The 25,552-nt window shown below is 67.4% G+C and carries 21 protein-coding genes; 16 read left to right on the plus strand and 5 right to left on the minus strand.

Going from position 1 to position 25,552, the window contains the following annotated elements:
• The 4 genes from QFW77_RS04840 to tssJ all read right to left on the minus strand — a co-directional run.
• Positions 1 to 1,738 (minus strand): type VI secretion system Vgr family protein (locus QFW77_RS04840; protein WP_280573213.1); only part of this gene is annotated, 1,738 nt, incomplete at its 3' end.
• A gap of 7 nt (positions 1,739 to 1,745) precedes the next feature.
• A complete protein-coding gene (gene icmH / locus QFW77_RS04845; RefSeq protein WP_280573214.1) occupies positions 1,746 to 2,537 on the minus strand; it encodes a type IVB secretion system protein IcmH/DotU in 792 nt (263 codons plus the stop codon).
• The gene (gene tssK, locus QFW77_RS04850; RefSeq protein WP_331487860.1) at positions 2,534 to 3,871 is read right to left on the minus strand and encodes a type VI secretion system baseplate subunit TssK; all 1,338 of its coding nucleotides are present in this window, start codon (positions 3,869 to 3,871) and stop codon (positions 2,534 to 2,536) included. Before tssK ends, icmH begins: the two co-directional genes overlap by 4 nt.
• Positions 3,872 to 4,079: 208 nt before the next feature.
• Positions 4,080 to 4,721 carry a type VI secretion system lipoprotein TssJ gene (gene tssJ / locus QFW77_RS04855; RefSeq protein WP_280573216.1) on the minus strand — a complete coding sequence of 214 codons (642 nt, stop codon included), beginning with the start codon at positions 4,719 to 4,721 and terminating at the stop codon, positions 4,080 to 4,082.
• A gap of 267 nt (positions 4,722 to 4,988) precedes the next feature.
• Here tssJ and QFW77_RS04860 point away from each other — a divergent pair, with 267 nt between their 5' ends.
• From QFW77_RS04860 to QFW77_RS04935, 16 genes are all read left to right on the plus strand, one after another.
• A complete protein-coding gene (locus tag QFW77_RS04860) occupies positions 4,989 to 5,618 on the plus strand; it encodes a tetratricopeptide repeat protein (RefSeq protein WP_280573218.1) in 630 nt (209 codons plus the stop codon).
• A gap of 41 nt (positions 5,619 to 5,659) precedes the next feature.
• Positions 5,660 to 6,160 (plus strand): type VI secretion system contractile sheath small subunit, encoded by a 501-nt coding sequence (tssB, locus tag QFW77_RS04865; RefSeq protein WP_280573219.1) that lies wholly within the window; start codon positions 5,660 to 5,662, stop codon positions 6,158 to 6,160.
• Positions 6,161 to 6,163: 3 nt separating this feature from the next.
• Complete coding sequence (gene tssC / locus QFW77_RS04870) at positions 6,164 to 7,654, plus strand: type VI secretion system contractile sheath large subunit (protein WP_280573221.1); 1,491 nt, start codon at positions 6,164 to 6,166, stop codon at positions 7,652 to 7,654.
• A gap of 137 nt (positions 7,655 to 7,791) precedes the next feature.
• On the plus strand, positions 7,792 to 8,289 hold the full coding sequence (locus tag QFW77_RS04875; protein ID WP_280573222.1) for an Hcp family type VI secretion system effector: 498 nt from the start codon (positions 7,792 to 7,794) through the stop codon (positions 8,287 to 8,289).
• A 165-nt stretch (positions 8,290 to 8,454) separates the two neighbouring features.
• Positions 8,455 to 8,940 (plus strand): type VI secretion system baseplate subunit TssE, encoded by a 486-nt coding sequence (gene tssE, locus QFW77_RS04880; RefSeq protein WP_280573223.1) that lies wholly within the window; start codon positions 8,455 to 8,457, stop codon positions 8,938 to 8,940.
• A gap of 4 nt (positions 8,941 to 8,944) precedes the next feature.
• Positions 8,945 to 10,780: a type VI secretion system baseplate subunit TssF gene (gene tssF, locus QFW77_RS04885; protein WP_280573224.1), complete on the plus strand. Its 1,836-nt coding sequence runs from the start codon at positions 8,945 to 8,947 to the stop codon at positions 10,778 to 10,780.
• Positions 10,744 to 11,832 carry a type VI secretion system baseplate subunit TssG gene (gene tssG / locus QFW77_RS04890; RefSeq protein WP_280573225.1) on the plus strand — a complete coding sequence of 363 codons (1,089 nt, stop codon included), beginning with the start codon at positions 10,744 to 10,746 and terminating at the stop codon, positions 11,830 to 11,832. The genes tssF and tssG overlap by 37 nt, the downstream gene beginning before the upstream one ends.
• A gap of 55 nt (positions 11,833 to 11,887) precedes the next feature.
• Positions 11,888 to 14,737, plus strand: a complete 2,850-nt coding sequence (gene tssH / locus QFW77_RS04895) for a type VI secretion system ATPase TssH (protein ID WP_280573226.1) — start codon at positions 11,888 to 11,890, stop codon at positions 14,735 to 14,737.
• 40 nt (positions 14,738 to 14,777) lie between these two features.
• On the plus strand, positions 14,778 to 15,128 hold the full coding sequence (locus QFW77_RS04900; protein ID WP_280573227.1) for a hypothetical protein: 351 nt from the start codon (positions 14,778 to 14,780) through the stop codon (positions 15,126 to 15,128).
• An 86-nt stretch (positions 15,129 to 15,214) separates the two neighbouring features.
• A complete protein-coding gene (locus QFW77_RS04905) occupies positions 15,215 to 18,154 on the plus strand; it encodes a type VI secretion system Vgr family protein (protein ID WP_280573228.1) in 2,940 nt (979 codons plus the stop codon).
• A 1-nt stretch (position 18,155) separates the two neighbouring features.
• Positions 18,156 to 19,016 (plus strand): DUF4123 domain-containing protein, encoded by an 861-nt coding sequence (locus QFW77_RS04910; RefSeq protein WP_280573229.1) that lies wholly within the window; start codon positions 18,156 to 18,158, stop codon positions 19,014 to 19,016.
• The gene (locus QFW77_RS04915) at positions 19,013 to 21,832 is read left to right on the plus strand and encodes a T6SS effector BTH_I2691 family protein (RefSeq protein ID WP_280573230.1); all 2,820 of its coding nucleotides are present in this window, start codon (positions 19,013 to 19,015) and stop codon (positions 21,830 to 21,832) included. Before QFW77_RS04910 ends, QFW77_RS04915 begins: the two co-directional genes overlap by 4 nt.
• 3 nt (positions 21,833 to 21,835) lie before the next feature.
• Complete coding sequence (locus QFW77_RS04920; RefSeq protein WP_280573231.1) at positions 21,836 to 22,855, plus strand: DUF6708 domain-containing protein; 1,020 nt, start codon at positions 21,836 to 21,838, stop codon at positions 22,853 to 22,855.
• Between the two features lie 49 nt (positions 22,856 to 22,904).
• Complete coding sequence (locus tag QFW77_RS04925; protein ID WP_280573232.1) at positions 22,905 to 23,150, plus strand: hypothetical protein; 246 nt, start codon at positions 22,905 to 22,907, stop codon at positions 23,148 to 23,150.
• A gap of 3 nt (positions 23,151 to 23,153) precedes the next feature.
• On the plus strand, positions 23,154 to 24,191 hold the full coding sequence (locus tag QFW77_RS04930) for a DUF6708 domain-containing protein (protein ID WP_280573234.1): 1,038 nt from the start codon (positions 23,154 to 23,156) through the stop codon (positions 24,189 to 24,191).
• A gap of 48 nt (positions 24,192 to 24,239) precedes the next feature.
• Complete coding sequence (locus QFW77_RS04935) at positions 24,240 to 25,274, plus strand: DUF6708 domain-containing protein (protein ID WP_280573235.1); 1,035 nt, start codon at positions 24,240 to 24,242, stop codon at positions 25,272 to 25,274.
• A gap of 9 nt (positions 25,275 to 25,283) precedes the next feature.
• On the opposite strand, the gene QFW77_RS04940 is transcribed toward QFW77_RS04935, so the two are convergent.
• A partial coding sequence (locus QFW77_RS04940) for a hypothetical protein (RefSeq protein ID WP_280573236.1) occupies positions 25,284 to 25,552 on the minus strand: 269 nt, incomplete at its 5' end.

The following is a 25,552-nucleotide window of genomic DNA, read 5'->3' on the forward strand; positions in this document are numbered from 1 at the left end:
CGCTGGCCAGCTCCATGCCCCGGCCGCGCAGGCCGCCGCGCGCGCCGTCCTGGTGCTGCACCAGGTAGCCCAGCTCCAGGCGGCTGTCGGCCAGGCTGGTCTGCAGCCGGGTGCGCAGCTGGCCCGGGGTGTCGTCGAGCACCCACTGCTGGCTGCCGCTGCCGTCGTGGGCGCGGCTGTGCAGCCCGCTCAGGGTGCCGGGATGGTTGGACGGGCCATCGATGCCGCCGGCGAAGGGCGGGGCGACCTCGCCGTTGTACAGCTGGCCGGTCACCCGCGGCTGGTCGATGTCGCCATGCAGGAACTCCACCAGCACCTCGGCGCCCACCCGCGGCAGGAAGTGGCTGCCCCAGTTGGGGCCGGCGACCCACTCCGCCACCGGTACCCAGGTGCCGGAGGTGGCATCGCCGGGGGCGTGGCCCGGGTGCTCGCTGCCGCTGTCCTGCAGCCCGCCCGGGTTGGGCCGGGGGCCGCGCTGCCAGGCGAGCTGGATGCGCACCTGGTGGTCGCGGCTGGGGCTGACCGCGGCTTCGGGCAGGCCGACCACGCGGGCGGTCTGCGGGCCGTGCACGGTCGGGCGGTCGCGCGGCAGCGGCGCCACCGGCGTGCCGGCGGGCACCGCGACGAAACGGTTGCGATAGCTGCCGCGCTCCAGGTCGGGCGAGGCGAGCAGGGCGGTGATGCCGCTGCCGAGGTTGTTCGCCGCTACGTGGGTCACCCGCAGCGGCAGGAACGCCCGGCCCTCGTGGCCGGAATGCTGGCTGAGCGTGAACGTATTGCCGGCGGCGATGGCGCGCGCGCTGCCCGCGCCGTGATGCAGCGCCACCGGCAGCCGCAGCGCGTCCAGGCGTCTTGCGGCTTCGGCCTGGGCCTGGCCGCCCTGCTCGAAGCGGCCGGCGCGCGGCTGCACGAAGACCTCGAGCGCCGGCAGTCCGCCGGCGTCGGCTTCGCACTGCCCGGCAACGCTCGCCAGCTGCGCGCTGTGCCAGCTGGCGGCATGGCTGCGGTTGGGCGCCAGCTGGCGCAGCTCGGTGAAGGCGCCGATGGCGTCGCGGGTCTCGGTGGCGGCGCTGCGATGGAAGCGCAGCGTGCCGGCGTCGGGAACCTCGGCCTGGGCATCGAAGATCACCAGGGTGTGGCGGGCGCCGTCGTCGCCGCCATCGTCTTCGCCTGCGGACTGGTCGTGCTCGTAGCGCCAGGCCAGGCCGGCTTCGGCCAGCAGGCGGGTGACGAAGTCCCAGTCGCTTTCGCGGTACTGGGTGGTGATCGCGCGCACCGGCAGGGCGCCGTCGATGTCGAAGCGGAACGCGGCCATCGAGTAGTCCGCGAACACGCGCTCCAGCACCCCGCGCACGTCGAGGTCCTGGAACACCAGCGCGTTGCGCCGGTGCGCCAGCAGCGCGGTCCAGGGCTCCATGGTCAACCGGTAGCGGGCCAGGCCGCCGTCGGCGCCCAGGGGCGCCACCGCGGTGCACACGCCGTGCCAGCTGCGCTCGCCGCCCTCTGCACGGTGCAGGCGCAGGCCGAGCCGCCGTCCGGGCAGCTCGGCGGTGTCGACGAACGCCGAGGTGGAAAACACGTCGATCACGAAACGGAACGGCGCGCAGACTGCCTCGCTGCCGTCGAACCGTTCCACCACCAGCCCCGGGACCGGGGCGTCGAGCTGGATCAGGCGCGCATGTTGCGACGGTACCGCGAGCGCGGCGAGCGCATCGCGGGCCAGAGAAGGCATGTCCATATCGTTCTCACGGCAGGGTGATGGTGATGTGGGCCGTGCGCTCGGGCATCTGCACGACTTCTTCGTAGGCGGCCAGGCGTTCCTCGGTCTGGCGGCCGAACCACGTACTCAGGGCCAGGTAGCCGACCAGGCCGAAACCCGCCACCAGCACCGCCGGCAGCCACAGCGGCACCACCCGGCGCAGCGCATGGGCGACGTTGTCCGGTGGCGCCCAGTGCGGGGCGAAGCCGGTGCGCCGGCCCTTGAGGTAGACGATCTCGTCGCCCAGGCGCGCGGTCAGGTAGCCCAGCTTCTCCGGACCTTCCAGGCGGTACTTGCCCTCGAAGCCCAGCAGCAGGCAGTAGTGGTAGACCTCCAGCGAGGGCAGCCGCGGGGCGCCCTGCGCGCGCAGTTCCTCGAGGCGGTCGAAGAAGTGTTCGCCTGCCAGGTGGTCGCCGAACAGGCGCAACTGCAGCGGCTGCAGTTCCCACGCATCGCGCACCGACGAGGGCTGTGACAGGACCACCTCGTCGACCGCGGCGCAGAAGGCGTACTTGGCAGCGTAGACGTCCTCCGAGGCGATGCCGAGCTTGATCGCGCCGCGCTCGACGCCGTCCAGGAAGCGCTGCACCGATTGTACGAAGCCGTCCACGCTGTCGGGCAGCTGGCCGCGCTTGAGCAGCAGCAGCAGGTAGAAGCCGTCGGACATCAGGTCGAGCAGGCTGCGCGGCGCGTTTGCGCCGCCCGCCGCCGGCGCGACCGCATGCTGCGGGCTCAGCGAGGGCATGGCAGCGGGGACCGGGGGGAGTTTCGAGTTCATGGCGCCACCGCGATCAGTTCCAGCTTGAGTTCGCGCAGCCCGGAAGGCACGTAGATCATCAGCGACTGCGCCTTGAGCATGCGTTCGTAGAGCGGGCCGCGCGCCTCGACCGCGAAGTAGTAGCTGCCCGGGCGGACCGGGATCGCCGCCGGCACCTGCGCGGCATGGGTGAGCTTCACGCCCGGCAGCGCGGAGAGCACGCATTTCTCGACGTCGTCGGGCGCGCCCACCTTGAATCGCACCGGCACCGTCTGGATGAGTTCCTGGCCGGGCATGTCGGCCGCCACCCCGAGGTAGAAGGACGAGTCGTCGTCGATCCGCTGCGAATCGATGCGGCCGACGTGGAACGAGGGTTTGACCTCGGTGAGCGCGATCTGGAAATAGCGCGCCGAGATCACCGTCTCCAGCAGTTCGCGGATCATGCCGAACAGCTGGTCGAAACCGGTCTCGGGCGAGGCGTGATCGTACCGGGGCAGGTCGGACAGGCCGTAGGCCTTGGAAAAGGTGAGCAGGCCGCCGGCCAGGCGCAGCAGTTCCTGGTGCAGCCGCTCCGGGTGCAGCCCGGCGTTGTGGAACAGGTGCGAGAGCGCCGCGAACGCCGAAGTCGCCGTGTGCAGCAGCCAGAACGAAGCGATGTCCCCGGATCGGAACTCGATGATGTGCTGCGACGGCTGGCGGTGCACGCCGTACAGGGCCTCGACCTTGGCCTGCAGCGAGTCGAGCAGGGCGCGCAGCTGTAGGTGCAGGCGCTGGGCGCCGGCCAGGCTGAGGCTGGGGGGCAGGAAGCCTTCGTCGAACTCGAAGCCGCCGGTCGGCGTGCGCCGCACCCGCGCCACCGGCACGCTGACGTAGGCGTCGCGCGGCTTGTCGTCGGTCAGCAGCCGCACCGACTTGCGCAGGTAGGACAGCTCCGCCTCGGCGGCGTCGGTGTACAGGTCCGGGGTGGGCTGGTTCGCCTGGACGAAGCGCGCCGCCTGGGCGCCGTCGCCGCTGCCGTCGCAGTTGCCGCCGTGCTCGCGGATGAGCGGCAACGCCAGGTGCACGGTGGTGGCCTGCACGCCCTCGGGCAGGTCCCCCAGCGACAGCGCGTCGGGCAGCTGGTCGTGGGCCGGCGCGTCGAAGCTCTCGCCGTCGGGGAAGATCACCGACAGTTCCAGCGCGCGCAGGCTGCCGCTGGAGAGGCTCTGCGGATCGAAGCGGAGGCTGCGCACCCCCCAGGCGTGCGGGTGCAGGCTGCGCGCCAGGTCCTGCAGGCGCGCCTCGTGGTACGCGTCCTGGCGCTGGAAATGCTGCGGGCGCAGGAACAGGCCCTCGCCCCAGAACACCTTCGACATCCGACTGACGTGCGACACGCTGCAATCCTTTGGCTGTCCGTTCGCCCTGCCGCGTCGCCGCGGCACGAGCCGGGCCGCGGACATCGTGCCGCGACCCGAATCTGGATGGAGCGGAGCTTACCCATGCGCTCGCCGACCGGGCAATGCGTCGCGGGTGTTCCCCCCTTGGTCGGGCGATCTTAGCAGGCGCGCGCCCGGCGCGGGCGGGTCAGGGCGACATGCAGCGCACGGACGCCAGGCTGGCCGGGTCGCCGGCGAGGCGGGTCAGCAGCGCCGGACTGCTGGTGCTCAGGGCGCAGGCGTGCAGGCCTACGGTCACGCCCTCGCGGGCGGCCTCGCGGCCGGTGGCGTCGAAGGCGAGCCGCCAGCGGCCGTTGGCCGGCGCCCGGAACAGCGCCACCACCCCCAGCACCTCGGCCTCCGGTGCCATCCGCTCCTCGACCTCGTGCCGCGCTCCGGGCGTCAGCACGATCTCGTTGACGTCCACCAGTTCGTCGCCGAGCGCGCGGCGCTCGCGGTCTTCGTCCAGGAACATGTCGAACGGCGCCTGCTCGAAGCGCCGGCCGCTCTTGAGGTGGTAGACCTTGACCACCGCGGCCAGGGCGCGGCCGTCGTTGCCGGCGTTGAGGTTGTCGCCGGCGTAGAGGCGCAGCGGGATCCGCCGCTCCTCCGGCTCGGCGGCATCCTTGATGCCGACCGTCTCCAGGGTCTTGCTGACCGCCTTGCCGAGGCCGCCGCCGCTGGCGCAGCCGCCGAGCGCGAGCGCCGCGGCGAGCAGTCCGGCCGTGGCGATGAATGCGCGGGAAGGGAAAGAAGCGACGGCATGGGGCGCCGCGGGCCGTGTGTCCATACTTGAATCGCCTGGTTCGCTGGTTTCTAATGAAAAAGCGCCGGCGGCATACGATGCCCCGGCGGGGGAAGCGGAGGCAGCGGCGGGTCCGGCCGGACAACCGCCGGAAGTGTCACCTTGACGCAGCAGGGAAAGGCTACTATACCCACACCGGATACATGCAGGAATCGGGATCGAGCGCGCCGTCAATGGCGGTGCTGGCATCCCAGGGGCTGTGCCGCACGGTTCGTGCGGACATGGAATGATCAGGATTGATTTGGAACGGTCATGAAGACGAGATGGAGCTGTAGGGGGGCGCTTCGTGCGTTTCTGGGGATCGCGCTGCTGTCGCTGCTGGGCGCATGCGCGACCACGGGGAGTGGGGCAGTCACCGATTATGCCGGCCTGATGTCGCAGGCCGAGTCCGCGGTCACCGCCGGGCGCGTCGATGCCGCGCTGGTGGCCTTCGACGACGCCGCCCGGGCGGACCCCACCCGCAAGGATCCGTGGGTGCGCACCGCGCAGCTGCAGTTCGATCGCGGCAACTACGCGCGGGCGATCGTCGCCGCCGAAGAGGTCCTCCAGCGCGATGCCGACGACATGGTGGCCGACGGCATCCTGACCGTCAGCGGCTTCCGCATCGCCAACCATTCGCTGCAGCGCCTGCAGGGCCGTGGCGCGCTCGCCTCCGAGACCGCGCGCCGCGAGGCGGAGACCCTTGCCGGCACGCTGCGCGAGACCATGGGCGACGAGATCCTCGCGCCCGCCGAACCGGAGCGCCCGCGCACCGCGCGGCGTGCCCCGGCGCGCCGCGCCCCGGCCGCAAGGCCGGCCGAGCGCCCGGCGGCGGAAGCCCGCGAGCAGGCCGAGGCGCCCGCGCCGAGCTCGGATCCGTTCCGCAACATCGGCGGCAACTGAGCGTCCGTCGCGCACCCAACTCTCGTCAGGAGACGACCCAGATGTCCAAGAAGGATAGCGTCCAGAAGCGCCTGCAGAAGGTGCGCCCGCCGCGCGTGCAGCTGACCTACGACGTCGAGAAGGGCGACGCGATCGAGCAGAAGGAAGTGCCGTTCGTGGTCGGCGTGCTGGGCGACTTCAGCGGCAACCCGGAACAGCCGCTGCCGAAGATCAAGGATCGCAAGTTCGTCAACGTCGACCTCGACAACTTCGACGAGGTGATGGAGGCGATGACGCCGCGCGCGGTCTACCGCGTGCCCAACCGGATCAGCGACGAGGGCGGCGAGTTCGCGGTCGAGCTGAAGTTCAAGTCGATCGACGACTTCCGCCCCGAGGCGGTGGTGGACCAGGTCGAGCCGCTGCGGCGGCTGCTCGAATCGCGCTCCAAGCTGGCCGACCTGCGCAACAAGCTGGCCGGCAACGAGAAGCTCGAGGACCTGCTGACCGACGTGCTCAACAACACCGAGCAGCTCAAGCGGCTCGGCAGCGAGGATCAGGAGTAGACCATGGCCGCAGAGGCGACGACCGCAACCCAAGCAGCCACCCACGCCGAAGAGGCGGGCCTGCTCGACCAGATCGTCGAGCAGAGCAAGGTGGCCAAGTCCGACGCGGAACACAAGCGCGCCCGCGACATCATTTCCGAGCTCGCCCGCGAGGTGCTCGACGGCACCGTGGTGGTGTCGGAGAACCTCAATCTCACCCTGGATGCGCGCGTGGCGGAGCTCGACCGGATCATCTCCGAGCAGCTCAGCGCGATCATGCATGCGCCCGAATTCCAGCAGCTGGAGAGCAGCTGGCGCGGCCTGCACTATCTCTGCCAGCAGACCTCGACCGGCCCGATGCTCAAGGTCAAGGTGATGAACGCGCCGAAGAAGGACCTGGTGCGGGACTTCAAGTCCGCCATCGACTTCGACCAGTCGGCGCTGTTCAAGAAGGTCTACGAGGAGGAATTCGGCACCTTCGGCGGCTCGCCGTTCGGCGCGCTGATCGGCGACTACACCGTCGGCCGCCAGCCGGAGGACATGTACTTCGTCGAGCAGATGTCGCACGTTGCGGCGGCGGCGCACGCGCCGTTCATCAGTGCGGCCTCGGAGGACATGTTCGGGCTGGAGAGCTTCACCGAGCTGGGCAAGCCGCGCGACCTGGCCAAGGTGTTCGACACCGTCGAGTACGCCAAGTGGAAGTCGTTCCGCGACTCCGAGGACAGCCGCTACGTCGGCCTGACCATGCCGCGCTTCCTCGGCCGCCTGCCGTACAACCCCAAGGACGGCACCACGGTCGAGGGCTTCAACTTCGTCGAGGAGGTGGAGGCCACCAACCACGGCAAGTACCTGTGGTGCAACACGGCCTATGCGATGGGCGCGCGCCTGACCCGTGCCTTCGAGGACTTCGGCTGGTGCGCGGCGATCCGCGGCGTCGAGGGCGGCGGCCTGGTCGAGGACCTGCCCACCCATACCTTCCGCACCGACGACGGCGAGGTGGCGCTCAAGTGCCCCACGGAAATCGCCATCACCGACCGCCGCGAGAAGGAACTGAGCGACCTCGGTTTCATCCCGCTGGTGCACTGCAAGAACACCGACTACGCGGCGTTCTTCGGCGCCCAGTCGGCGCAGAAACCGAAGAAGTACAACACCGACGCGGCCAACGCCAACGCCATCCTCTCGGCGCAGCTGCAGTACATCTTCGCGGTTTCGCGAATCGCCCATTACCTCAAGGCGATGATGCGCGAGAAGATCGGCAGCTTCGCCTCGGCGGGCAATGTCGAGGATTTCCTCAATCGCTGGATCGCGCAGTACGTGCTGCTCGACGACAACGCGACCCAGGAAGCCAAGGCGCAGTACCCGCTGCGCGAGGCGTCGATCCAGGTTTCGGAAGTGCCGGGCAAGCCCGGCGTGTACCGCGCGGTGGCCTTCATCAGGCCGCATTTCCAGCTCGACGAGCTGTCCGTTTCGCTGCGCCTCGTGGCCGAACTGCCGGCCAGTGCCAAGAAGTCGTAGCGCTTTGTAGCGTCAAGGGACGGAGATCCCGCACTCAGCAGTGACGCAGCCGCCCCGCGGGGCGGTTCGTAACCGACTGCCGGGCGGCTGCCCGGTGGCCTCTATCTCACGGAAGATCGGAACAAGGAAACCCAGACATGCAACATGCATTCCTCTCAATCGATACCATCAAGGGCGAGTCGCGCGACGACAAGCACCAGAACTGGATCGAGATCAAGTCGTTCTCGCAGGATCTGCTGCAGCCGCGTTCGGCCACGGCGTCCACCTCCGGTGGCCAGTCCGCGGCCCGCGTGAACCTGTCGCCGATCGAAATCGTCAAGTCGATCGACCTGTCCACCACCGCCCTGAACCAGGCGTGCGCGAACGGCACGACCTTCCCCAAGGCCCGCATCGAGTTCATGCGCGCCGACAAGGACGGTAACGCACTCAACTACTACGCAGTCGAGTTGCTGAACGTGCTGGTGCATCGCGTCACGACCACCGTCGACGAAGACGGCATGCCGCAGGAAGTCGTACAGCTGAGCTTCGGCGCCATCCGCTGGACCTACAACCAGCAGAAGCCCGAAGGCGGCGTCGGCGGCAAGACCGTCGCGCAGTGGAGTGCCATCAAGAACGTGCCCAACTACACGGCCTGATGATGCTTTGCGGTGGCGCCTCGCGCGCCACCGCATTTGGCCACCGCGGCCGCGGATCGCGCACGGAAGGCGGGTCCGGCCCGGGGCAGGGGAAAGCCCGCGACGGCGGGCGTCTTGAGATTCCGCGCGGCTCCATCGCCGCGGCACACGAGGTCACGCGGTCCAATGAAGGGATTCGAACCGAGCCTGCTGGAAAAGCTCCTCGACGACGCGCCGCGTGCCGGCGCCGGCGGCAACGTGTTCAAGTCCGTATCGATGGAACAGTACAAGGAGTCGGTGGCGCGGGATCTGGAGGGCCTGCTCAACAGCCGCTCCGCCTTCTCCGAGGACGACCTGGCCGACTACCCCAACTGCCGCCAGTCGCTGATGACCTACGGGCTGTGCGACTTCTCGTCGATGAGCCTGGCCAACGCCTACGACCGCGCCGCGATCTGCCGCTCGCTGGAGCAGGCAATCGCCCGCCACGAGCGCCGGCTGCACAACGTGCAGGTCCGCCTCGACAACGCCGCGCACATGGGCACCGGGCTGCACTTCACCATCAACGCGCTGCTCGACCTGCAGCCGGCGCGCGAGCCGGTCAGCTTCGACGCGATGCTGCAGCCGACCACGCTGCAGTATTCCGTGAGCAGGCTGCGGCGCCAGGCGGCCTGATCCCATGCAGGACCTGCTCCCGTTCTACGAGCGCGAACTCGCCTACCTGCGCCGCTACGGGCGCGAGTTCGCCGAGCGCTACCCGAAGATCGCCGGGCGCCTGCTGCTCTCCGGCGACGGCAGCCAGGATCCGCACGTCGAACGCCTGATCGAGTCCTTCGCGCTGCTCAGCGCGCGGGTGTCGAAGAAGATCGAGGACGACTACCCGGAATTCACCGACGCGCTGCTGGAGGTGATGTATCCGCACTACCTGCGGCCGTTCCCGTCGTGCTCGATCGCGCGCTTCGACATGGGGCCCGCGGCGGCCAAGCTGAGCGCCCCGGTACGGATCGCCCGCGGCACCCAGCTGCAGACCCGACCGGTGCGCGGCGTGAATTGCCGCTTCCGCACCGCCTACGACGTCGCGCTGGCCGCGATCGGGGTGACATCCGCGTCCTATCGGGCCATCGCAGAGGCGCCGATGGCGGTCGCCCTGCCGCCCGGCGCCGGTGGGCATATCTCGCTCGGCTTCGAGCTGCTGTCCGACCAGGTGTCGTTCGCCACACTGGGGCTGGAGACGGTGCGGCTGTTCGTCGACGGCGAACCGTCGTTCTGCGCCGCCCTGCGCGACGCGCTCTCGCTGCAGGTGATGGCCGCATACGTCGAATCCGACCGCGACGGGCGTTGGCGGCGGCTGGAGCGGGTACCGCTGCAGCCGGTGGGTTTCGGCGAGGACGAGGCCCTGGTGGAGTTTCCCGCGCGGGCGCACCCTGCGTACCGGCTGCTGACCGAGCTGTTCGCGTTCCCGGAGAAGTTCGGCTTCTTCGACCTGCCGCTGGCGCCGCTGGCGGCACAGGCGGTGCGCGGCTTCACCCTGCACCTGGTGCTCAAGGCGATGCCGCCCGAGCAGCAGACCAGCCGCGTCCTCGAAGGCCTCGGCCGCGACAACGTGCTGACCGGCTGCACCCCGGTGGTCAACCTGTTCGCGCAGCATGGCGACCCGATCCGCGTCACCCAGCGCACCTCGACCTACCCGGTGGTGGCGGATGCGCGGCGCGCGTTCGCCTACGAGATCCACTCGATCGACTCGGTCAAGCGCGTCCGCCAGACCCCGCAGGGCGAGCAGGTGCAGGAGTTTCGTCCGTTCTATTCGCTGCACCACGGCGAGGATCCGGAGCGCAGCGGCCACTACTGGTTGTCGCGGCGCGACGAGGCGGTGGCGCGGCACAGCCCCGGATACGAGACCGAACTGTCGTTCGTCGACCTGGACTTCAATCCGGCGGTGCCGAAGACCGACGTGGTCAGCGTGGAGCTCACCTGCAGCAACCGCGACCTGCCCACCCAACTGGCCTACGGCGTCGCCGGCGGCGACCTCAGCATGGAAGGCGGCAGCCCGGCGCGCGCCATCGCGCTGTTGCGCAAGCCCACCCGCCCGCTGCGCTTCCGCCAGGGGCGCGGCGCCCACTGGCGGCTGATCTCGCACCTGTCGCTGAACCACCTGTCGCTGACCCAGAGCGGGCTGCCGGCGCTCAAGGAGATGCTGCGCCTGTACGACCTCTCCTCGAGCAGCGTGTCGCGGCGGCAGATCGAGGGCATCGTCGCGCTGGAGCACGAGCCCACCAGCGCCTGGATGTCGGGCCGGAATTTCGCCTCGGTGGTGCGCGGCATCGAGATCCGGGTGACGATCGACGAGGCCGGCTTCGTCGGCGCCGGCATCGCCGCCTTCGCGCACGTCCTGGACCGGTTCTTCGGCCTGTACGTGCACGCCAACAGCTTTACCCGGCTGGTCCTGCTGTCCAGCCACAACGGGGAGGTCCTGGTCCGATGCGAGCCACGCAGCGGCGAATCGATCCTGGCGTAGCCAGGCAGCTGCTTGCCGAGCCGCATCGCTTCGGATTCTTCCAGGCGATGCGGGTGCTCGAGCAGCTGTTCCACCGCCAGGGCGACCGCACCGACGATGCGATCGCGCAGCGGGTGCGGTTCCGCAACAGCCTCTCGCTGGGCTTCCCGGCCGGCGAGCTGGAGGCCGCGCAGGCGTGGTCCGAGGACGGCGAGCGGCTGGAGCTGCTCGCGGCGCTGGATCACGCGCTGGCCACCGAGAGCGTGGGCCGGGTCGAGCTGACCCCGGCCTTCATGGGCCTGCTCGGGGTTTCCGGCGCGCTGCCGCTGCACTACACCGAGATGCTGCACGAGCGCGAGGTCTACCAGCGCGACCGCGCGGCGCGGGCGTTCCTCGACATCTTCACCACCCGCGCGGTGGCGCTGCACTACGGCGCCTGGAAGAAGTACCGGCTGGCACTGCAGTACGAACTGGACCGCCGCGAGCGTTTCCTGCCGCTGGTGCTGTCGCTGGCCGGGGTCGGGCTGCCGGGGCTGCGCGACCGGATGGCGGACGGGCAGGGCGACGTGTTCGACCAGGCGATCGCCTACTACGCCGGCGGCGTGCGCCAGCGGCCGGTCTCGGCCACGTTCCTGGCGCGGATGCTCACCGACTACTTCCGGGTCGAGGTGACGGTGGAGCAGTTCGTCGGCGCCTGGTACCGGGTGCCCGAACACCAGACCTCGCGGCTCGGCATGGCCAACGCGCGCCTCGGCGCCGATGCCCTGGCCGGCGACCGCGTGTGGCAGCGCGACCTGCGCCTGCGGCTGCTGATCGGGCCGCTGGCACGCGAGCGCTTCGACGCCTTCCTGCCCGGAGGCGACGCCGCCCGGGCGCTGGCCAAGTGGCTCACGCTCCTGACCGGCTCGTGCCTGGAGTACGAGGTGCGGCTGCTGCTGCGCGCCGAGGACGTGCGCGGCGCCGGGATCGGCGGCGGCCACGGCGCGCGCCTGGGCTGGGACAGCTATGTCTGCACCCGGCCATCGAAGGTGCCGCGCTCCGATGCCGGCTACGGCATCCACACCCTGCAATGAGCCATCGATTCTCTCCCCTAAGCCGATCCGCCAGCATGGAGCAGCCCGTTCAAGCATGAGCACCAACCTCAAGACCCTGATCAGCAAGCTCGACGACACCTGCCGCCAGGCGGCCGAGCGCGCCGCCAACCTGTGCATGGCGCATGGCCACTACGAGGTCGACCTCGAGCATCTGTTCCTGGCGCTGCTGGAGCAGCCGCAGAGCGACTTCGTGCTGATCGCGCGCCGCAGCGGAGTCTCGGTCGAGGCGCTGGAGAAGGACCTGGGCGAGGAGCTGGGGCGCTTCAAGGCCGGCAATACCCGCACCCCGGTGTTCTCGCAGCACCTGCCGGCGCTGTTCGAGCACGCCTGGCTGCTGGCCTCGCTGGACTCGGGCACCACCCGGATCCGCAGCGGCCACCTGCTGCTGGCGCTGCTGACCGCGCCGGATCTGGCGCAACTGGCCTATCGCGGCTCCAAGCAGTTCGCGCGCTTCAAGCGCGAGGAACTCAAGCACGACTTCGCCAAGCTCACGGAAGGCTCGCAGGAAGGCGCCCAGGGCGTCGGCATCGTCGACGAGCGGGGCGGCGGCGAGGGTGCCGGCGGCGAGGTCCCCACCGGCCAGGGGGCACTGTCCAAGACACCGGCGCTGGACCAGTTCACCACCAACCTGACCCAGCGCGCGCGCGAGGGCCATATCGACCCGGTGATCGGCCGCGACGCCGAGATCCGCCAGCTGGTCGACATCCTGATGCGCCGGCGCCAGAACAACCCGATCCTCACCGGCGAGGCCGGCGTTGGCAAAACCGCGGTGGTCGAGGGCCTGGCGCGGCGGATCGCCGAGGGCGACGTGCCCGAGGTGCTGCAGGGGGTGGAACTGCACGTGCTCGACATGGGCCTGCTGCAGGCCGGCGCCAGCGTGAAGGGCGAGTTCGAGAACCGGCTGAAGAACGTGATCGACGAGGTCAAGAAGAGCCCGCACCCCATCATCCTGTTCATCGACGAGGCGCACACCATGATCGGCGCCGGCGGCTCGGCAGGCCAGAACGACGCCGCCAACCTGCTCAAGCCGGCGCTGGCGCGCGGCGAGCTGCGCACCATCGCCGCGACCACCTGGAGCGAGTACAAGAAGTACTTCGAGAAGGACGCGGCGCTGGCGCGGCGCTTCCAGGTGGTGAAGGTGGAGGAGCCCACCGAGCCGCTGGCGGCGGCGATGCTGCGCGGCATCGTGCCGCTGATGGAGAAGCACTTCGGCATTCGCGTGCTGGACGAGGCGATCACCGAGGCGGTGCGCCTGTCGCACCGCTACATCAGCGGCCGCCAGCTGCCCGACAAGGCGGTCGGCGTGCTCGATACCGCGTGCGCCAAGGTGGCGCTGGGCCAGAGCGCCACCCCGGCGATCATCGAGGACACCCGCCGCCACCTGGACCGCCTGCAGGCGGAGATCGCCGCGCTCGACCGCGAGACCGCCGGCGGCGCCGCGCACCACGACGAGCGCCTTGCCGAACTGCGCGCGCAGCAGGCCCAGGCGCGAACCGTGCTGGCCGACAACGAAGCCCGGCTGGCGCAGGAAACCGCGCTGGCGCAGAAGATCCAGGCGCTGCGCGCCGAGCTCGAGCAGGGCGGCGTCGATTCCGATCCGGCCTCCGCAGGGCCGGGGAAAGCGCCGGTGGAAGGCGCCGAGGCCAACGCCGCCGCGGCTTCGCCGGCTCCGGAAAGCGGCGCCAGCGGCAAGCGAGCGTCCGCAGCCACGGCCACCAAGGCTGCCAAGTCGGCCAAGGGCAAGGGCGGCAAGGCTGCTGGCGCGGACGGCACCGACAAGCCCCCTGGCGCCGGCAGGCATGCCGAACTCCAGCGCCTGCAGGCCGAGCTGCGCGCGCTCCAGGGCGAGACCCCGATGGTGCCGCTGCAGGTCGACGGCACCGTGGTCGCCGAGATCGTCTCGGCCTGGACCGGCATCCCGCTCGGGCGCATGGTCAAGGACGAGATCCGCACCGTGCGCAACCTCGGCGCGATGCTGGCCGAGCGCGTGATTGGCCAGGACCACGCCCTGGACGCCATCGCCCAGCGCGTGCGCACCGCCACCGCCAAGCTGGAGGACCCGAACAAGCCGCGCGGCGTGTTCATGTTCGTCGGCCCGTCCGGGGTGGGCAAGACCGAGACCGCGCTGGCGCTGGCCGACATTCTCTACGGCGGCGAGCGCAAGCTGATCACCATCAACATGAGCGAGTACCAGGAGGCGCACAGCGTCTCCGGGCTGAAGGGCTCGCCGCCGGGCTACGTCGGCTACGGCGAGGGCGGGGTGCTGACCGAGGCGGTGCGCCGCAACCCCTACAGCGTGGTGCTGCTGGACGAGGTGGAGAAGGCCCACCCGGACGTGCTGGAGATGTTCTTCCAGGTGTTCGACAAGGGCATGATGGACGACGCCGAGGGCCGCGAGATCGATTTCCGCAACACCCTGATCATCCTCACCTCGAACGTCGGCTCGCCGCAGATCATGCAGTCCTGCCTGAACAAGCCGGCCGGGGAGATCCCCGCCGCCGACGCGCTGGCCGAGGCGCTGCGGCCGATCCTGATGAAGCACTTCAAGCCCGCGTTCCTGGGCCGGCTGAAAGTGGTGCCGTACTACCCGATCAGCGACGAGGTGCTGGCGCGGATCATCGAGCTCAAGCTGGGCCGGATCCGCGACCGGGTGGCCGCCAACCACAAGGCCGCGTTCCAGTGGGACGACAAGCTGGTGGACGCGGTGCTGGCGCGCTGCACCGAGGTGGATTCGGGCGCGCGCAACGTCGATCACATCCTCAACGGAACGCTGCTGCCGGAAATCGCCGAGACCGTATTGGCAAGCATGGCCGAAGGCGGCAAGATCGCACAGATCAAGGTCGCGGCAGGCAAGAACGGAGCTTTCAAGTACAAGGTGGCCTGACGTCGCAGGGCCCCTTGCCACATCAAAAGGAGGAAACACCATGGACTTCTACGGAATCGACAGGGACAGGACCATCGCCAACTGCGACAGCCTCGCGCTCGGCCTCGCCGGCCGCGGCACCGAGAGCGTCTGCGCCTGGAACCGGATCCGGCCGGAGCACGTCGTCGACCTGCTGGACAATGCCGCAGCCGATGCCCGCGGCGATGCCCGCGATCTGGCGACCCTGCTGTCGCGCTTCAACTGGCGCATCCGCGGTGGCGCATCGGCGCAGGGCAGCAGCAACCGGCTGGTCAACAACGTGCGCGAGATCACCGTGTCCGCGGCCGGCCGCAACTACCAGCTGCACTGCGTCGAGACACCCTCGCTGAAGCTGGAGCGGATCACCGCCTGACCCGGGACCGGCGGCACACGGGCCCCGCCGCGGCGGGTGCCCGCCCCGTCCCGGCGGAGGGAAGGGGCCGCGCAAGGAGCAATGCCATGGACGCACTCGCCACCGCACTCACCGCACTGCTCGCCAGCCCCGGCCAGCGGCAGCGCCTGCTGCGGCTGCATACGCCGCTCGGCCCCGACGTGCTGGTCGCCGAGACCCTGGACGGCGAGGAATCGCTCGATGGCGGCTTCCGCCTGGAGCTGACCGCGCTGTCGGTCGACGCGCATCTGGCTCTGGATGATCTGCTCGGTCAGCCGGTGCTGCTGGAGCTGCTGACCGACGGCGCGCAGGGCCGGCTTCGCCCGTTCCACGGTCACGTCACCGCGTTCGAGCGCCTGGGCAGCAACGGGGGGCTGGCGCGCTACCGGCTGGTGCTGGAGCCGTGGCTGGCGTTCCTGCGCCAGCGGGTGGACAGCTACGTGTTCCAGGACAAGACGGTAGTGGAGATCGTCGAGGACCTGTTCGCCGACTACGCCGAGGCCGGCGCGCTGGCGCCGGCCTGGCGCTGGGAGCTGGCGAACCGCGACATCTACGCCCGCCGCAGCCTGACCACCCAGTACCAGGAGAGCGACCACGCCTTCCTGCAGCGGCTGCTGGCGGAGGAGGGCATCTATGGCTGGTTCGAGCACGACGCCGATCCCGAGTCGGACACGTTCGGCAGCCACACGCTGGTGCTCGCCGACCACGGCGCCGCCTTCGCCGATGCGGGCGCGGTGCGCTACCACCGGGCCGACGTCACCGAGCGCGGCGACAGCATCCAGCAGTGGACCACCGCGCGGCGCTGGCAGGCCGGCCGGCTGGCGCGCGCCAGCTGGGACTACCGCAGCCTGGGCCTGCGCCCGGCCAGCGCCGAGGGCGAGACGTTCGGCGGCGTGGTGGCCGAGGACAGCGACACCGCCGGCCCCTACGGCTGGCACGACGGCGCCGAGGGCGAGCGCCGCGCCCGCCAGCAGCTCGAGGCGCTGCAGGTCGATGCGCACACGGTGACCGGCAGCGGCAGCTGGCGGCGGCTGGCCCCCGGTGCGAGGTTCGAGCTGACCCAGCACCACGGGCTGCTGGAGCCGGAGGCGCGGCGTTTCGCCTGCCTGCGGGTGCGGCACGAGGCGCGCAACAACCTGGGCGCCGAGATCCACGACGCGCTGGAGCAGTCGCTGGGCGCGGTGGCGCTGCCGGGGCTGGACCTGCCCGAGGCCCTGGCCGGCCTGGAGCGAGGCGCCGCCCGGCGCGGCGACGGCGCGCCGGGCAGCGATGCCAGCCATCCGGGCGAAGCCGGGGCATCGGGCGACGCGTCGGCCGGAGGCGCGGTGGGCAGCCTGCTGTCGCGGGTGGCCGGTGCGGCGGGAGCCGGTGGTGGAGACAGCGATCACCGGGACGGTGATGGCCACGGCCCGGCCGAGTTCTACCGCAACCACTTCAGCGCGATCCCGGCAGCGGTGCCGTACCGGCCCAAGACCGTCGACGGCCACGGCCTGCGCCTGCATCCCAGGCCCACCGTGCACGGCACCCAGGCCGCGATCGTGGTCAGCGACGGCGGCCCGGTGCTGACCGATCGCGACCACCGCATCAAGGTGCAGTTCCCCTGGCAGCGCGGCGCCGACGCCAGCAGCGGCCACGGCCACCCGGGCGGCGACGACAACGCCCCCGGCAATGCCGGCGCCTGGACCTGGGTGCGCGTGGCCACGCCCTGGGCCGGCGACAACTGGGGTGGGGTGATGGTGCCGCGCAAGGGGCAGGAAGTGCTGGTGGCGTTCCTGGAGGGCGACATCGACCGCCCGGTGGTGATCGGCAGCGTCTACAACGGCCGCGGCAACCCGGATGCCCAGCACAACCAGGTGGCCGGCGGCGCCGCCGGCGCCACCGGCAACGCCCCGGCCTGGTTCGACGGCAACGAGCACGCGGCGGTGTTCACCGGGTTCAAGAGCCAGGCGCTGGGCGCCAGCCAGGAAGGCAGCGGCGGCTACCAGCAGCTGCGCCTGGACGACACCCCCGGCCAGGGCCGGGCGCAGCTCTCGACCACCCAGCACGGCAGCACCCTGACCCTCGGGCACCTGAAGGGCGGGGAGGACAACGTGCGTGGCGCCGAGCGCGGGTTCGGGGTGGAGCTGTCGACCCGCGCCAGCGGCGCGATCCGCGCAGGTGCCGGCCTGCTGCTGACCACCGAGCCCGGCGCGCAGCAGCTTGCCGCCAGCCAGGCACAGGGCCAGCTGGCCGAGAGCGAACAACTGCTGCAGGCGCTGGCCGACACCGCCCGCAGCCAGGAAGCCACGCTGCCCGACGATCCCGAGACCCTGCCGGCGCAGGAGAGCCTGAAGACCCTGCAGGAGACACTGCAGGCGACCAGCACTGGCGCATCCGCGTCCGGCGGCGGGCAAGGTGACAAGGCCATCGGCGGCGGAGAGGGCGAGACGCCGGCCTGGAGCGCCCCGCAGCTGGTCGCCGCCAGCCCCGACGGCCTGATGAGCCTGACCCCGGCCGACCAGGCCTGGGTCTCCGGCGCCCAGACCAGCCTGCTCGCCGGCGGCGACCTGGACTGGGCCAGCCAGGCCGGCACCGTGATCGCCAGCACCGGCGGAGTCGCGCTGTTCACCCAGGGCAGCGAAGCCCCGGCCGGCAAGCCCAACCAGGAGCGCGGCATCGCCCTGCACGCGGCGCAGGGCAAGGTGAGCGCACGGGCGCACAAGAATGAGGCCAAGGTGGCCGCGAAGCAGAGCATCACCGTCGCCAGCACCCAGGCCGACGTGGAAGTCTCGGCGCCGACCAAGCACGTGCTGCTGACCGCAACCGGCGCCTACCTGAAGCTGGAAGGTGGCGACATCGAGCTCGGGGCGCCGGGGACGATCGAGTTCAAGGGGACAAAGAAGGACCTGACGGGACCGGCGAGCGCAAGCACCCGGGCAGAAACGCCTGACGCTACGTTGTCGCTTTGCGAATTCAAGGCCCGTGGCGCCGATGCGGCAGGCAGCGGCATCGTCCCGGCGAGTAAGTAGCGTGGGCGGACTCTGGCATCGCCAGTTGCTTGCGCAAGACTATGCGCTGATCAATCCGCTGCAGGTGGACTCGGAGTTGTGGTCGGATCTCCCCGTAGTGCCATTGGTTCCGAAGGGTTTCGAAACCCAGGCGCACCTGATGCCCCGGCTGCTGGAACTCAAGGCAATGCCGGAAGATGCGAGATTGCAGTTGCTGGATCGTGTCTCCGACCAGCAGCGGCACAGCCGTTTCCCCTACTTTTCGGCCCTGTTCGTGGCGACGCCTCCTCTTGAGAAAGTGGTGATGCGGTTGTCGAGCCGCCTGGCGATACGCGGACCGGACCAGAGTAAGGCGTTGCTGCGCTACTACGACCCGCGCGTGTTCCACCACCTGCGTTGGTTGCTGCAGGAGGACCAACTCGGTTTCCTGCTTCTGGGAATCGACAGCTGGAGCTGGCGCGACGTGGGCGGGCAGTGGCAGCAGTACCGTTGTTCGGGTACGCCAACGCGATCCGAGCTGCGCCTGACGGCGGAACAATGGGACGATCTGCAGCGGCTGGGGTTGCTCAATCGCTGCCTCCAACAGATCGCTTCCAGCGACCCTGCGCGTGCTAGCACTGCCGTCATCGCGCAAGCCGCAAACGCCTTGCTGAAGGCAGCATTCGAGCGACATGCCTTGTCCGACAGCGCGGACCGTTGTCTGTATGCCGAGCAGGGCATTCGTTTCCATTCCAAAATCCACCATCATCCCGCGATGGTCGAACGCCTCGACCGTGCGCGCGAAGGCATCATCAGCTACGTGGGCGCTTGCCGCGACCTGGACGATGCCGCCCTGCAACGGTTCGCCGAGGACCTGCACCAACCACAAGGACTGTCGCCATGACCGAGCCTGCTGCCCCCCGATGTCCGTTCTGCGAAAAGACGGGCCTGCCCATCCTGCCTTTGCGCTACGCCGTGGCGCGGACTGATTACGATGGCACGCGACCTTCCTGGAAGGCGCTTGAGTTGCCGGCGGGATTCGGGGATGGGGTGACGGGGACTGCCCTGCCGTCGGAGCTGGCGAGGTACACGTCGCGCCTGCTGCGCCCTGGTTATCTGTACGTGTTCAACGAAGTGCGGGGCGAGTGGAAAGCCTATTTGGTGACCGGGTTGGGCTATCTCTACGAGTTCGACATCGAGACGACCACTCCGCCGGATGCCGACCAGATCGAGTTCAGTTGCTTCCGTACCGGGGAGGAGTTCATTGCACGCTGTATCACCATTCCGGATGCCGCCAGCGCGGGCCGCGTGTGGCTCGGGTTCTCCGACACCGCGTGGACTGCAGACGTGCTGGCGCGCCACAAGCGGCAGGCCTATCGCGAGCGGCACATGCGCGCGGTCGACGTCGGGCAATGGGTGGGTGGCAACACGAACCAGCCGCATACTGCCGAGTTTGCGCAGCTGGAGGCCGTGGTCAACGAGTTCGCCAAGGAAGGCGTCGACCACGGGCAGGCACCGCCGCCGCCGACGGCGCGGTATGTCACCGACCCGGAAACGGGGGAGACGTTCCTGCAGAACGACCTGCCGGAAGTCACGATCATGGGGTATCCCGCGTTTGGATTTTCCCCGCACCGCTTTCACGGTTTCAAGCACGAAACGCCAGGCCTGCTGGAATGGGCCGAACAGGCGGCCGCCCCGTATGCACCGATGTTGGTGGCGTTGCCGGACCCGGTGGGGATCACGATGGAGCTGGCAGCGCTGATGGGCGCGCGGCTGAATGAGTTTTTGGAGCAGGATGAGCTGCAGCGGCCGCTCGCAGTGTCGGCACTGCTCGATTCGCTCAAGGAGGCCATTCGCAACAATGCCGGAATGGACGCGCTACGCAAGGCGGAACGCGATGCTGAATGGCGCGCACACTCCTGGAACTATCCCTACTACATCAGTGTACGAGATGGTCGCAACGACCTTGTAAACCGACACCTGGACAGATTAAAGAACGATCGCAAGTACAAGCAGGCTTGGGAGAACAAGCTGAAAGCGGCTAGGCAGGCGGCGGCCGACGGACTGGACGCGGATGATCTGGAAGAGGCTGCCGACGACGCATGGAATAAGTACAGGAAGAAGCTGCAGGACAACGAACCGGAGAACTGGCGGCGGACTGTGTTCCAACCGCAGCTGGAGGACTACGATCAGCAGTATCTCGTCCCACTCGCAAAAGCCCACCAGGAATGGCTGCGCAGCGAAGCGTGCGCTGGTGCGTTCGAATGCAATCATGACGAGGCGGACGCCGATTCCGGTGCGGGGTACGTGCAGACGCTTCTGTTGTGCATGCAAGATACCCAGCAGAACAAGATCTGTTTCGACAACTACCAGGAATGGCTGGAAGCGAATACTTCCGATTCCCGCAATTTGCTGCAGCGGGCGTTGGCCTATAACCAGAAGGACATTCTGGAGGAATGGGACAAGGCCGTGCCAAGCGGCGGTTTTCCCGCCAATCAACTGCCCAGCATGCCGTGGCGCTCGCTGATCGGCTTGTACGGCCGCTCGTTGCGGCACCTGGACGCCGGCGGGAAGAACTTGGTGGCCCAGCTGATCACGGCCGTGGGCGGGCCGATCATGAAGGTGCTGGACACGATGATCGACCAGACCGCCGGTCGCTTGCTGGTCGCGTTGGGCGTGGTGGCGGAATCGTCGATCGAGGTGATCCAACACGTAGGCAAGCTGGATGACGCCCTGGATGTGGTGGTGGCCTGGATGAAGGAGCTCAACCCGGACGCACTGGGCGATATCGATGCCGGTCTGCTCAAGCGACAGCTGGAGGTGCAGTCGCGTGGCAGGCGACAGTCCGGTCGGGTCCGCGATGCGCAAGGCCGAATCACTGCGGGCCGGGTGACGCTGCGAGTGAACCGCTTCGCACTGAAGCAGATAGAGGGCGGATTGGTGGGCGATGAGGCGGCCGCGCGAGCCAGCAGAACGGTGCTGAGGATGGACGAGTGGCCGAAGAACGGGCTGGCACGGTTCCGGCGGATGTTCGACAGCAACGCCCGGCTTGCGGTGGTGGGCCTGATCTTGCAGGTTGTGGGCGCGCGCAAGATGGCTGCAGGCATGGATGAGAGCATGGCCCATCAGCGCACAGAGAGCGTGTGGCGATTCCGCTCCAGCATGGCGGCGATCGTGGGCGGGGTGGGTAACTTGATTCACGACGGTATCGTGAATGGGGCCAAGGCAGGAAGTGTGAAACTAGCGAGGGCGGCATCGTCGACGTGGACGAAGGCGCTTGGCGTTATATCCAGAGGGCTAGGCGTTGTGGCGGCGGGACTTATAGCAGTATTGGATGCAAGGAACGCCGTATTGGAGCAACAGAAGGGCAACGTCGGAATGATGTGGTTGTATACGTTCTCCGCTATTGCCGGTTTTGGCGCAGCGTTGCTTTTCAGCGGATGGTTGGGCGCGACGGTGTTCGGTTTGTCGGCAAGTGGCGTCGGGATCATTCTCGTGCTCGTCGGCATTGCGATTGCGCTATTGATCGACTTTCTCAAGAACAACGAGCTTCAAGACTGGATGGAGCGTTGCCTCTTCGGCGCGATTGAGAAAGGCAAGCGATATCAGGAGCTAGCGGAGGAGATGCGGGAGTTTGAACTAGCGATGAAGGCGCTAGGTCTCAATCCGGAAGAAGAAGAGAGCGAAACGGGCACGGTGCCGGCGTTGCAGGCGGGTTGAGGCATGGACTTTACTGGTCTGGGAAGATTTACAGCTTACAAGCTCAACCGGCCGCTGACTGCCCAGGAGCGCTCCGGCAAGCTGGAACTAGACAAGCCCGCAAGTGCAGAGCCGCTGGACTGGTTGTCGGTCATTAAGATCAATAGCAGCTATTTGGAGCTGGTTGATCGTTGGTATTCAATTAGAGGGTTCTCGGCATGGATGGGGCTGCTGCTTGGGGGTGCGCCGACCGCTGCGGCGGTTGCTTTCTTCTTGTCCGCGTTCGGAGAAGACGATGCGGCGATGCTGCTGTCTGTGATTGCCATCGCGATTATTTTTGCGATTTTGGCGGTGTTTGGATGGTACGGCTTTTTCCTGGATTGCTTTAGAAAGACTCACTACCCTATCCGCCTTAACCGCAGGACACGACAGGTCTACGCTTTTCGGCCGGATGGCACAGTACTCCAGGCACCTTGGGATCGGCTTTTTCTGTGCGCCGTGAAGAACGAACTGACCATGTGGCAGACGAGCGAGGATGTGCGGGCCCATGTTCTTGCAGAGGATGGAAAAACGATTCTTGACACCTTCACGCTGGCTTACCCGACTCTTGGAGATAGGGCGGGTTTGATGCGCTTGTGGGAGTACATCCGTCGTTACATGGAGGAACCGGACGGTGTCGAGAAGAATTACAGATTGACGGAAACTTGCATGCCTGTGGACGGGAGACGCGAGGGTCTTGTGTTCGGGCTGGTGCGCACGTTCGCGCCCTACGTGAAATGGCCGATCATGCAGTTGTTGGCCTCGCCGTTGTGGGCCTTGACCGTCGTGGGCCGCTGGCTAGCGATGTCTACCAGCAAGGTGCCGGTCTGGCCTGCCGAGGTGGAGGCGGCGTGCCAGGTCGATCCCGGTGACCCGTATCAGAAAGATTGGCGGCAGAATGGCAAGTACGGCTTTTACGAGCTGGGATGGCCCGCGATCTGCTTTGTCGTGGGGCTGGCCGTAGTGGTGGCCAGCATTGTCTGGCTGCTGTCCGCTCTCATGTAAGTGATGGATATCTACATGGCTGCTCAGGCCGACTCTGTCGGCAACAGACGTGGGCGTCATTCTAGTATTGGTTGGCATTGCCATCGCTCTCTTGATTGAGTTTTTCAAGAGCAACGAGTTGCAGGAGTGGATGGAGCGATGCCTGTTCGGCGCACTGGAAGAAGGTGAGCGCTATCAAGATTTTGAGGAGGAGATGGAGCAGTTCGAGAAGGCGATGCGTGCGCTCGGGCTGAAGGTGGATGCCGATGAAGCCGATGGCGTATCAGCCCCAGCCCTGTTGCCACAGGCGGGGTGATCGATGGATTACACCGGCCTTGGCAGGTTCATTCGCTATAAGCTCAATCGTCCGCTGACTGATGAGGAGCGAGCGGGTCGACTGAAGCCGGACAAACCGGCCAGTGCCGAGCCGCAGGACTGGCTGTCGGTCATCAAGATCAACAGCACCTACATGGAGCTGGTGGACCGCTGGTACCCAGTCAAGGGGTGGTGGACTTGGATGGGGGCAATGATCGCAATTCCTTGTCTGTGGGCTGTAGTGGCATTCGTATTGCTCGCGCTCGAAAGAAACGAGCTTGGAGGCTGGATATTTGTAGCACTTTTTGGGCCAATCGCCGGTGCTTTCGCTTGGATCGCACTTTCAATGGCGCATACCGAAGCGTTCCGTCTAACCCACTATCCCATCCGCCTCAACCGCAAGACCCGTCAGGTCTATGCCTTTCGCCCGGATGGCACGGTGATTCAGGCGTCGTGGGATGACTTGTTTCTTTGCTCTGTTGTTAACGAGCTGACTATGTGGCAATCAAGCGACGACGTGCGCGCGCATGTACTGGCGGAGGACGGCGAAACCGTGACAGACACCTTCACCCTGGCCTATCCATATCTTGGCGGCAAGGAGGCACTGATGATGCTGTGGGAATACATTCGCCGCTATATGGAAGAGTCGGATGGTGTGGAGAGGAACTATAAGTTAACGAAAACCTGCATGCCCGTGGACGGGAGGCGCGAAGGTCTTGTGCACGGGCTGGTTCGAACGTTCGCTCCCTACCCGAAGACTCTTGCCCGCTACGCGAATTGGCCAGCGCTGCAGTTGTTGGGCTCACCGTTGTGGGCCGTGACCGTCGTGGGCCGTTGGCTAGCGATGTCCACCAGCAAAGTGCCGGTCTGGCCCGCGGAGGTGGATGCGGCCTGCCAGGTCGATTTCGATGACCCGTATCAGAAGGACTGGCGGCAGAACGGCAAGTATGACTTCTACGAATTAGTATGGCCGGTGATCTGCTTTGTCGTCGGGCTGGTCGTATTGGTGACAGGCATTGTCTGGCTGCTCTCTCTCATTTAGCAACGGACCCACGTGAGGCTGCTGCTGGTTCCGCAGGCGGGCTGATTCATGGACTACACAGGATTCGGCAGGGACGGCCGGCACGACTACAAGCGCGACTACAAAATTAACCGGCCTCTGACCAAGGAAGAGCGTCAACGTCGTCTGAAGAAGACGGAGCAAGCAAGCGCCGACCCACAAGACTGGTTGTCGGTGATCAAGCTCAACAGCACCTATCTGGAACTGGTGGACCGTTGGTACCCGGTCAGGGGGTTCGCGGCTTGGGAAGGTGGGGTGATTCTGGCCATAGCCTCGGGTGCCATCGGTGCATTTTTGTGGTTGGCGATTGCTGAGAACGACTTCGCTAGGTGGATCTCGTTTGCCATGGTGGCCGCCATTTTTTCCGTGTTTGTATGGATCGGATACAAGGGCATGCGGTTCGATATCTTCCGCCAGACCCACTATCCCATCCGTTTCAACAGAAGAACTAGGCAGGTCTACGTAACGAGGCCCAGCGATACGGTGCTGATCGTCTCTTGGGACGACCTGTTCATATGTGCACAGGAAAACGATCTGCCTCTGTTCACCAGCAGTGTGGATGTGCGCGCTCATGTGCTGGCGGAAGATGGTGAATCGGTCAAGGATACTTTCACTCTCGGTTATCCGTTTCTGGGCGACAAAGTGGGGCTGATGCGGTTGTGGGAGTACATCCGCCGCTATATGGAGGATCCAGATGGTGTGGAGAAAAACTACGAACTGACCAAGCTCTGTTTGCCGATCGACGGGCGACGCGAGGGTTTCGCCTTCGGTCTGGTGCGGACGTTCGCGCCTTATACGAAATGGCCAGTTCTTCAGTTGCTTGCCTCGCCATTGTGGACAATGACGACGCTTGGCCGCTGCCTGGCGATGTACACGAGCAAGGTGCCTGCTTGGCCTGCGGAAGTGGAAGCGGCCTGCCAGGTCGATCCCGACGACCCGTATCAGAAGGATTGGCGGCAGAACGGCAAGTACGACTTCTACGAACTGGGGTGGCCCGTGATCTGCTTTGTCGTGGGGCTGGTCGTATTGGTGACTGGTATTGCTTGGCTCCTGTCTCTCATGTAGCAACGGACATCACGTGAGGCTGCTCAAGCCGAGTCTGTTGGCAACAGGCGGGGCATCATTCTGGTATTGGTTGGCATTGCGATTGCTCGCTTGATCGAGTTCTTCAAGAGCGATGAGCTCTGCCAGCTGCAGCGCATCACCATGGTCGGCCAAGCCATGTTCGACAGCGTGAGCAGCGCGCGGGTGTAATGACCCAGTGATTTCCTGCTCAGGTGTAACCTTTCCAAGGAGACACGAATGAGCGCGGTAATGGAAGAAGAGATCAAGCGTTGGACGGC

The sequence above is a fragment of the Luteimonas endophytica genome (genome assembly GCF_029887875.1).
GTDB lineage: Bacteria > Pseudomonadota > Gammaproteobacteria > Xanthomonadales > Xanthomonadaceae > Luteimonas > Luteimonas endophytica.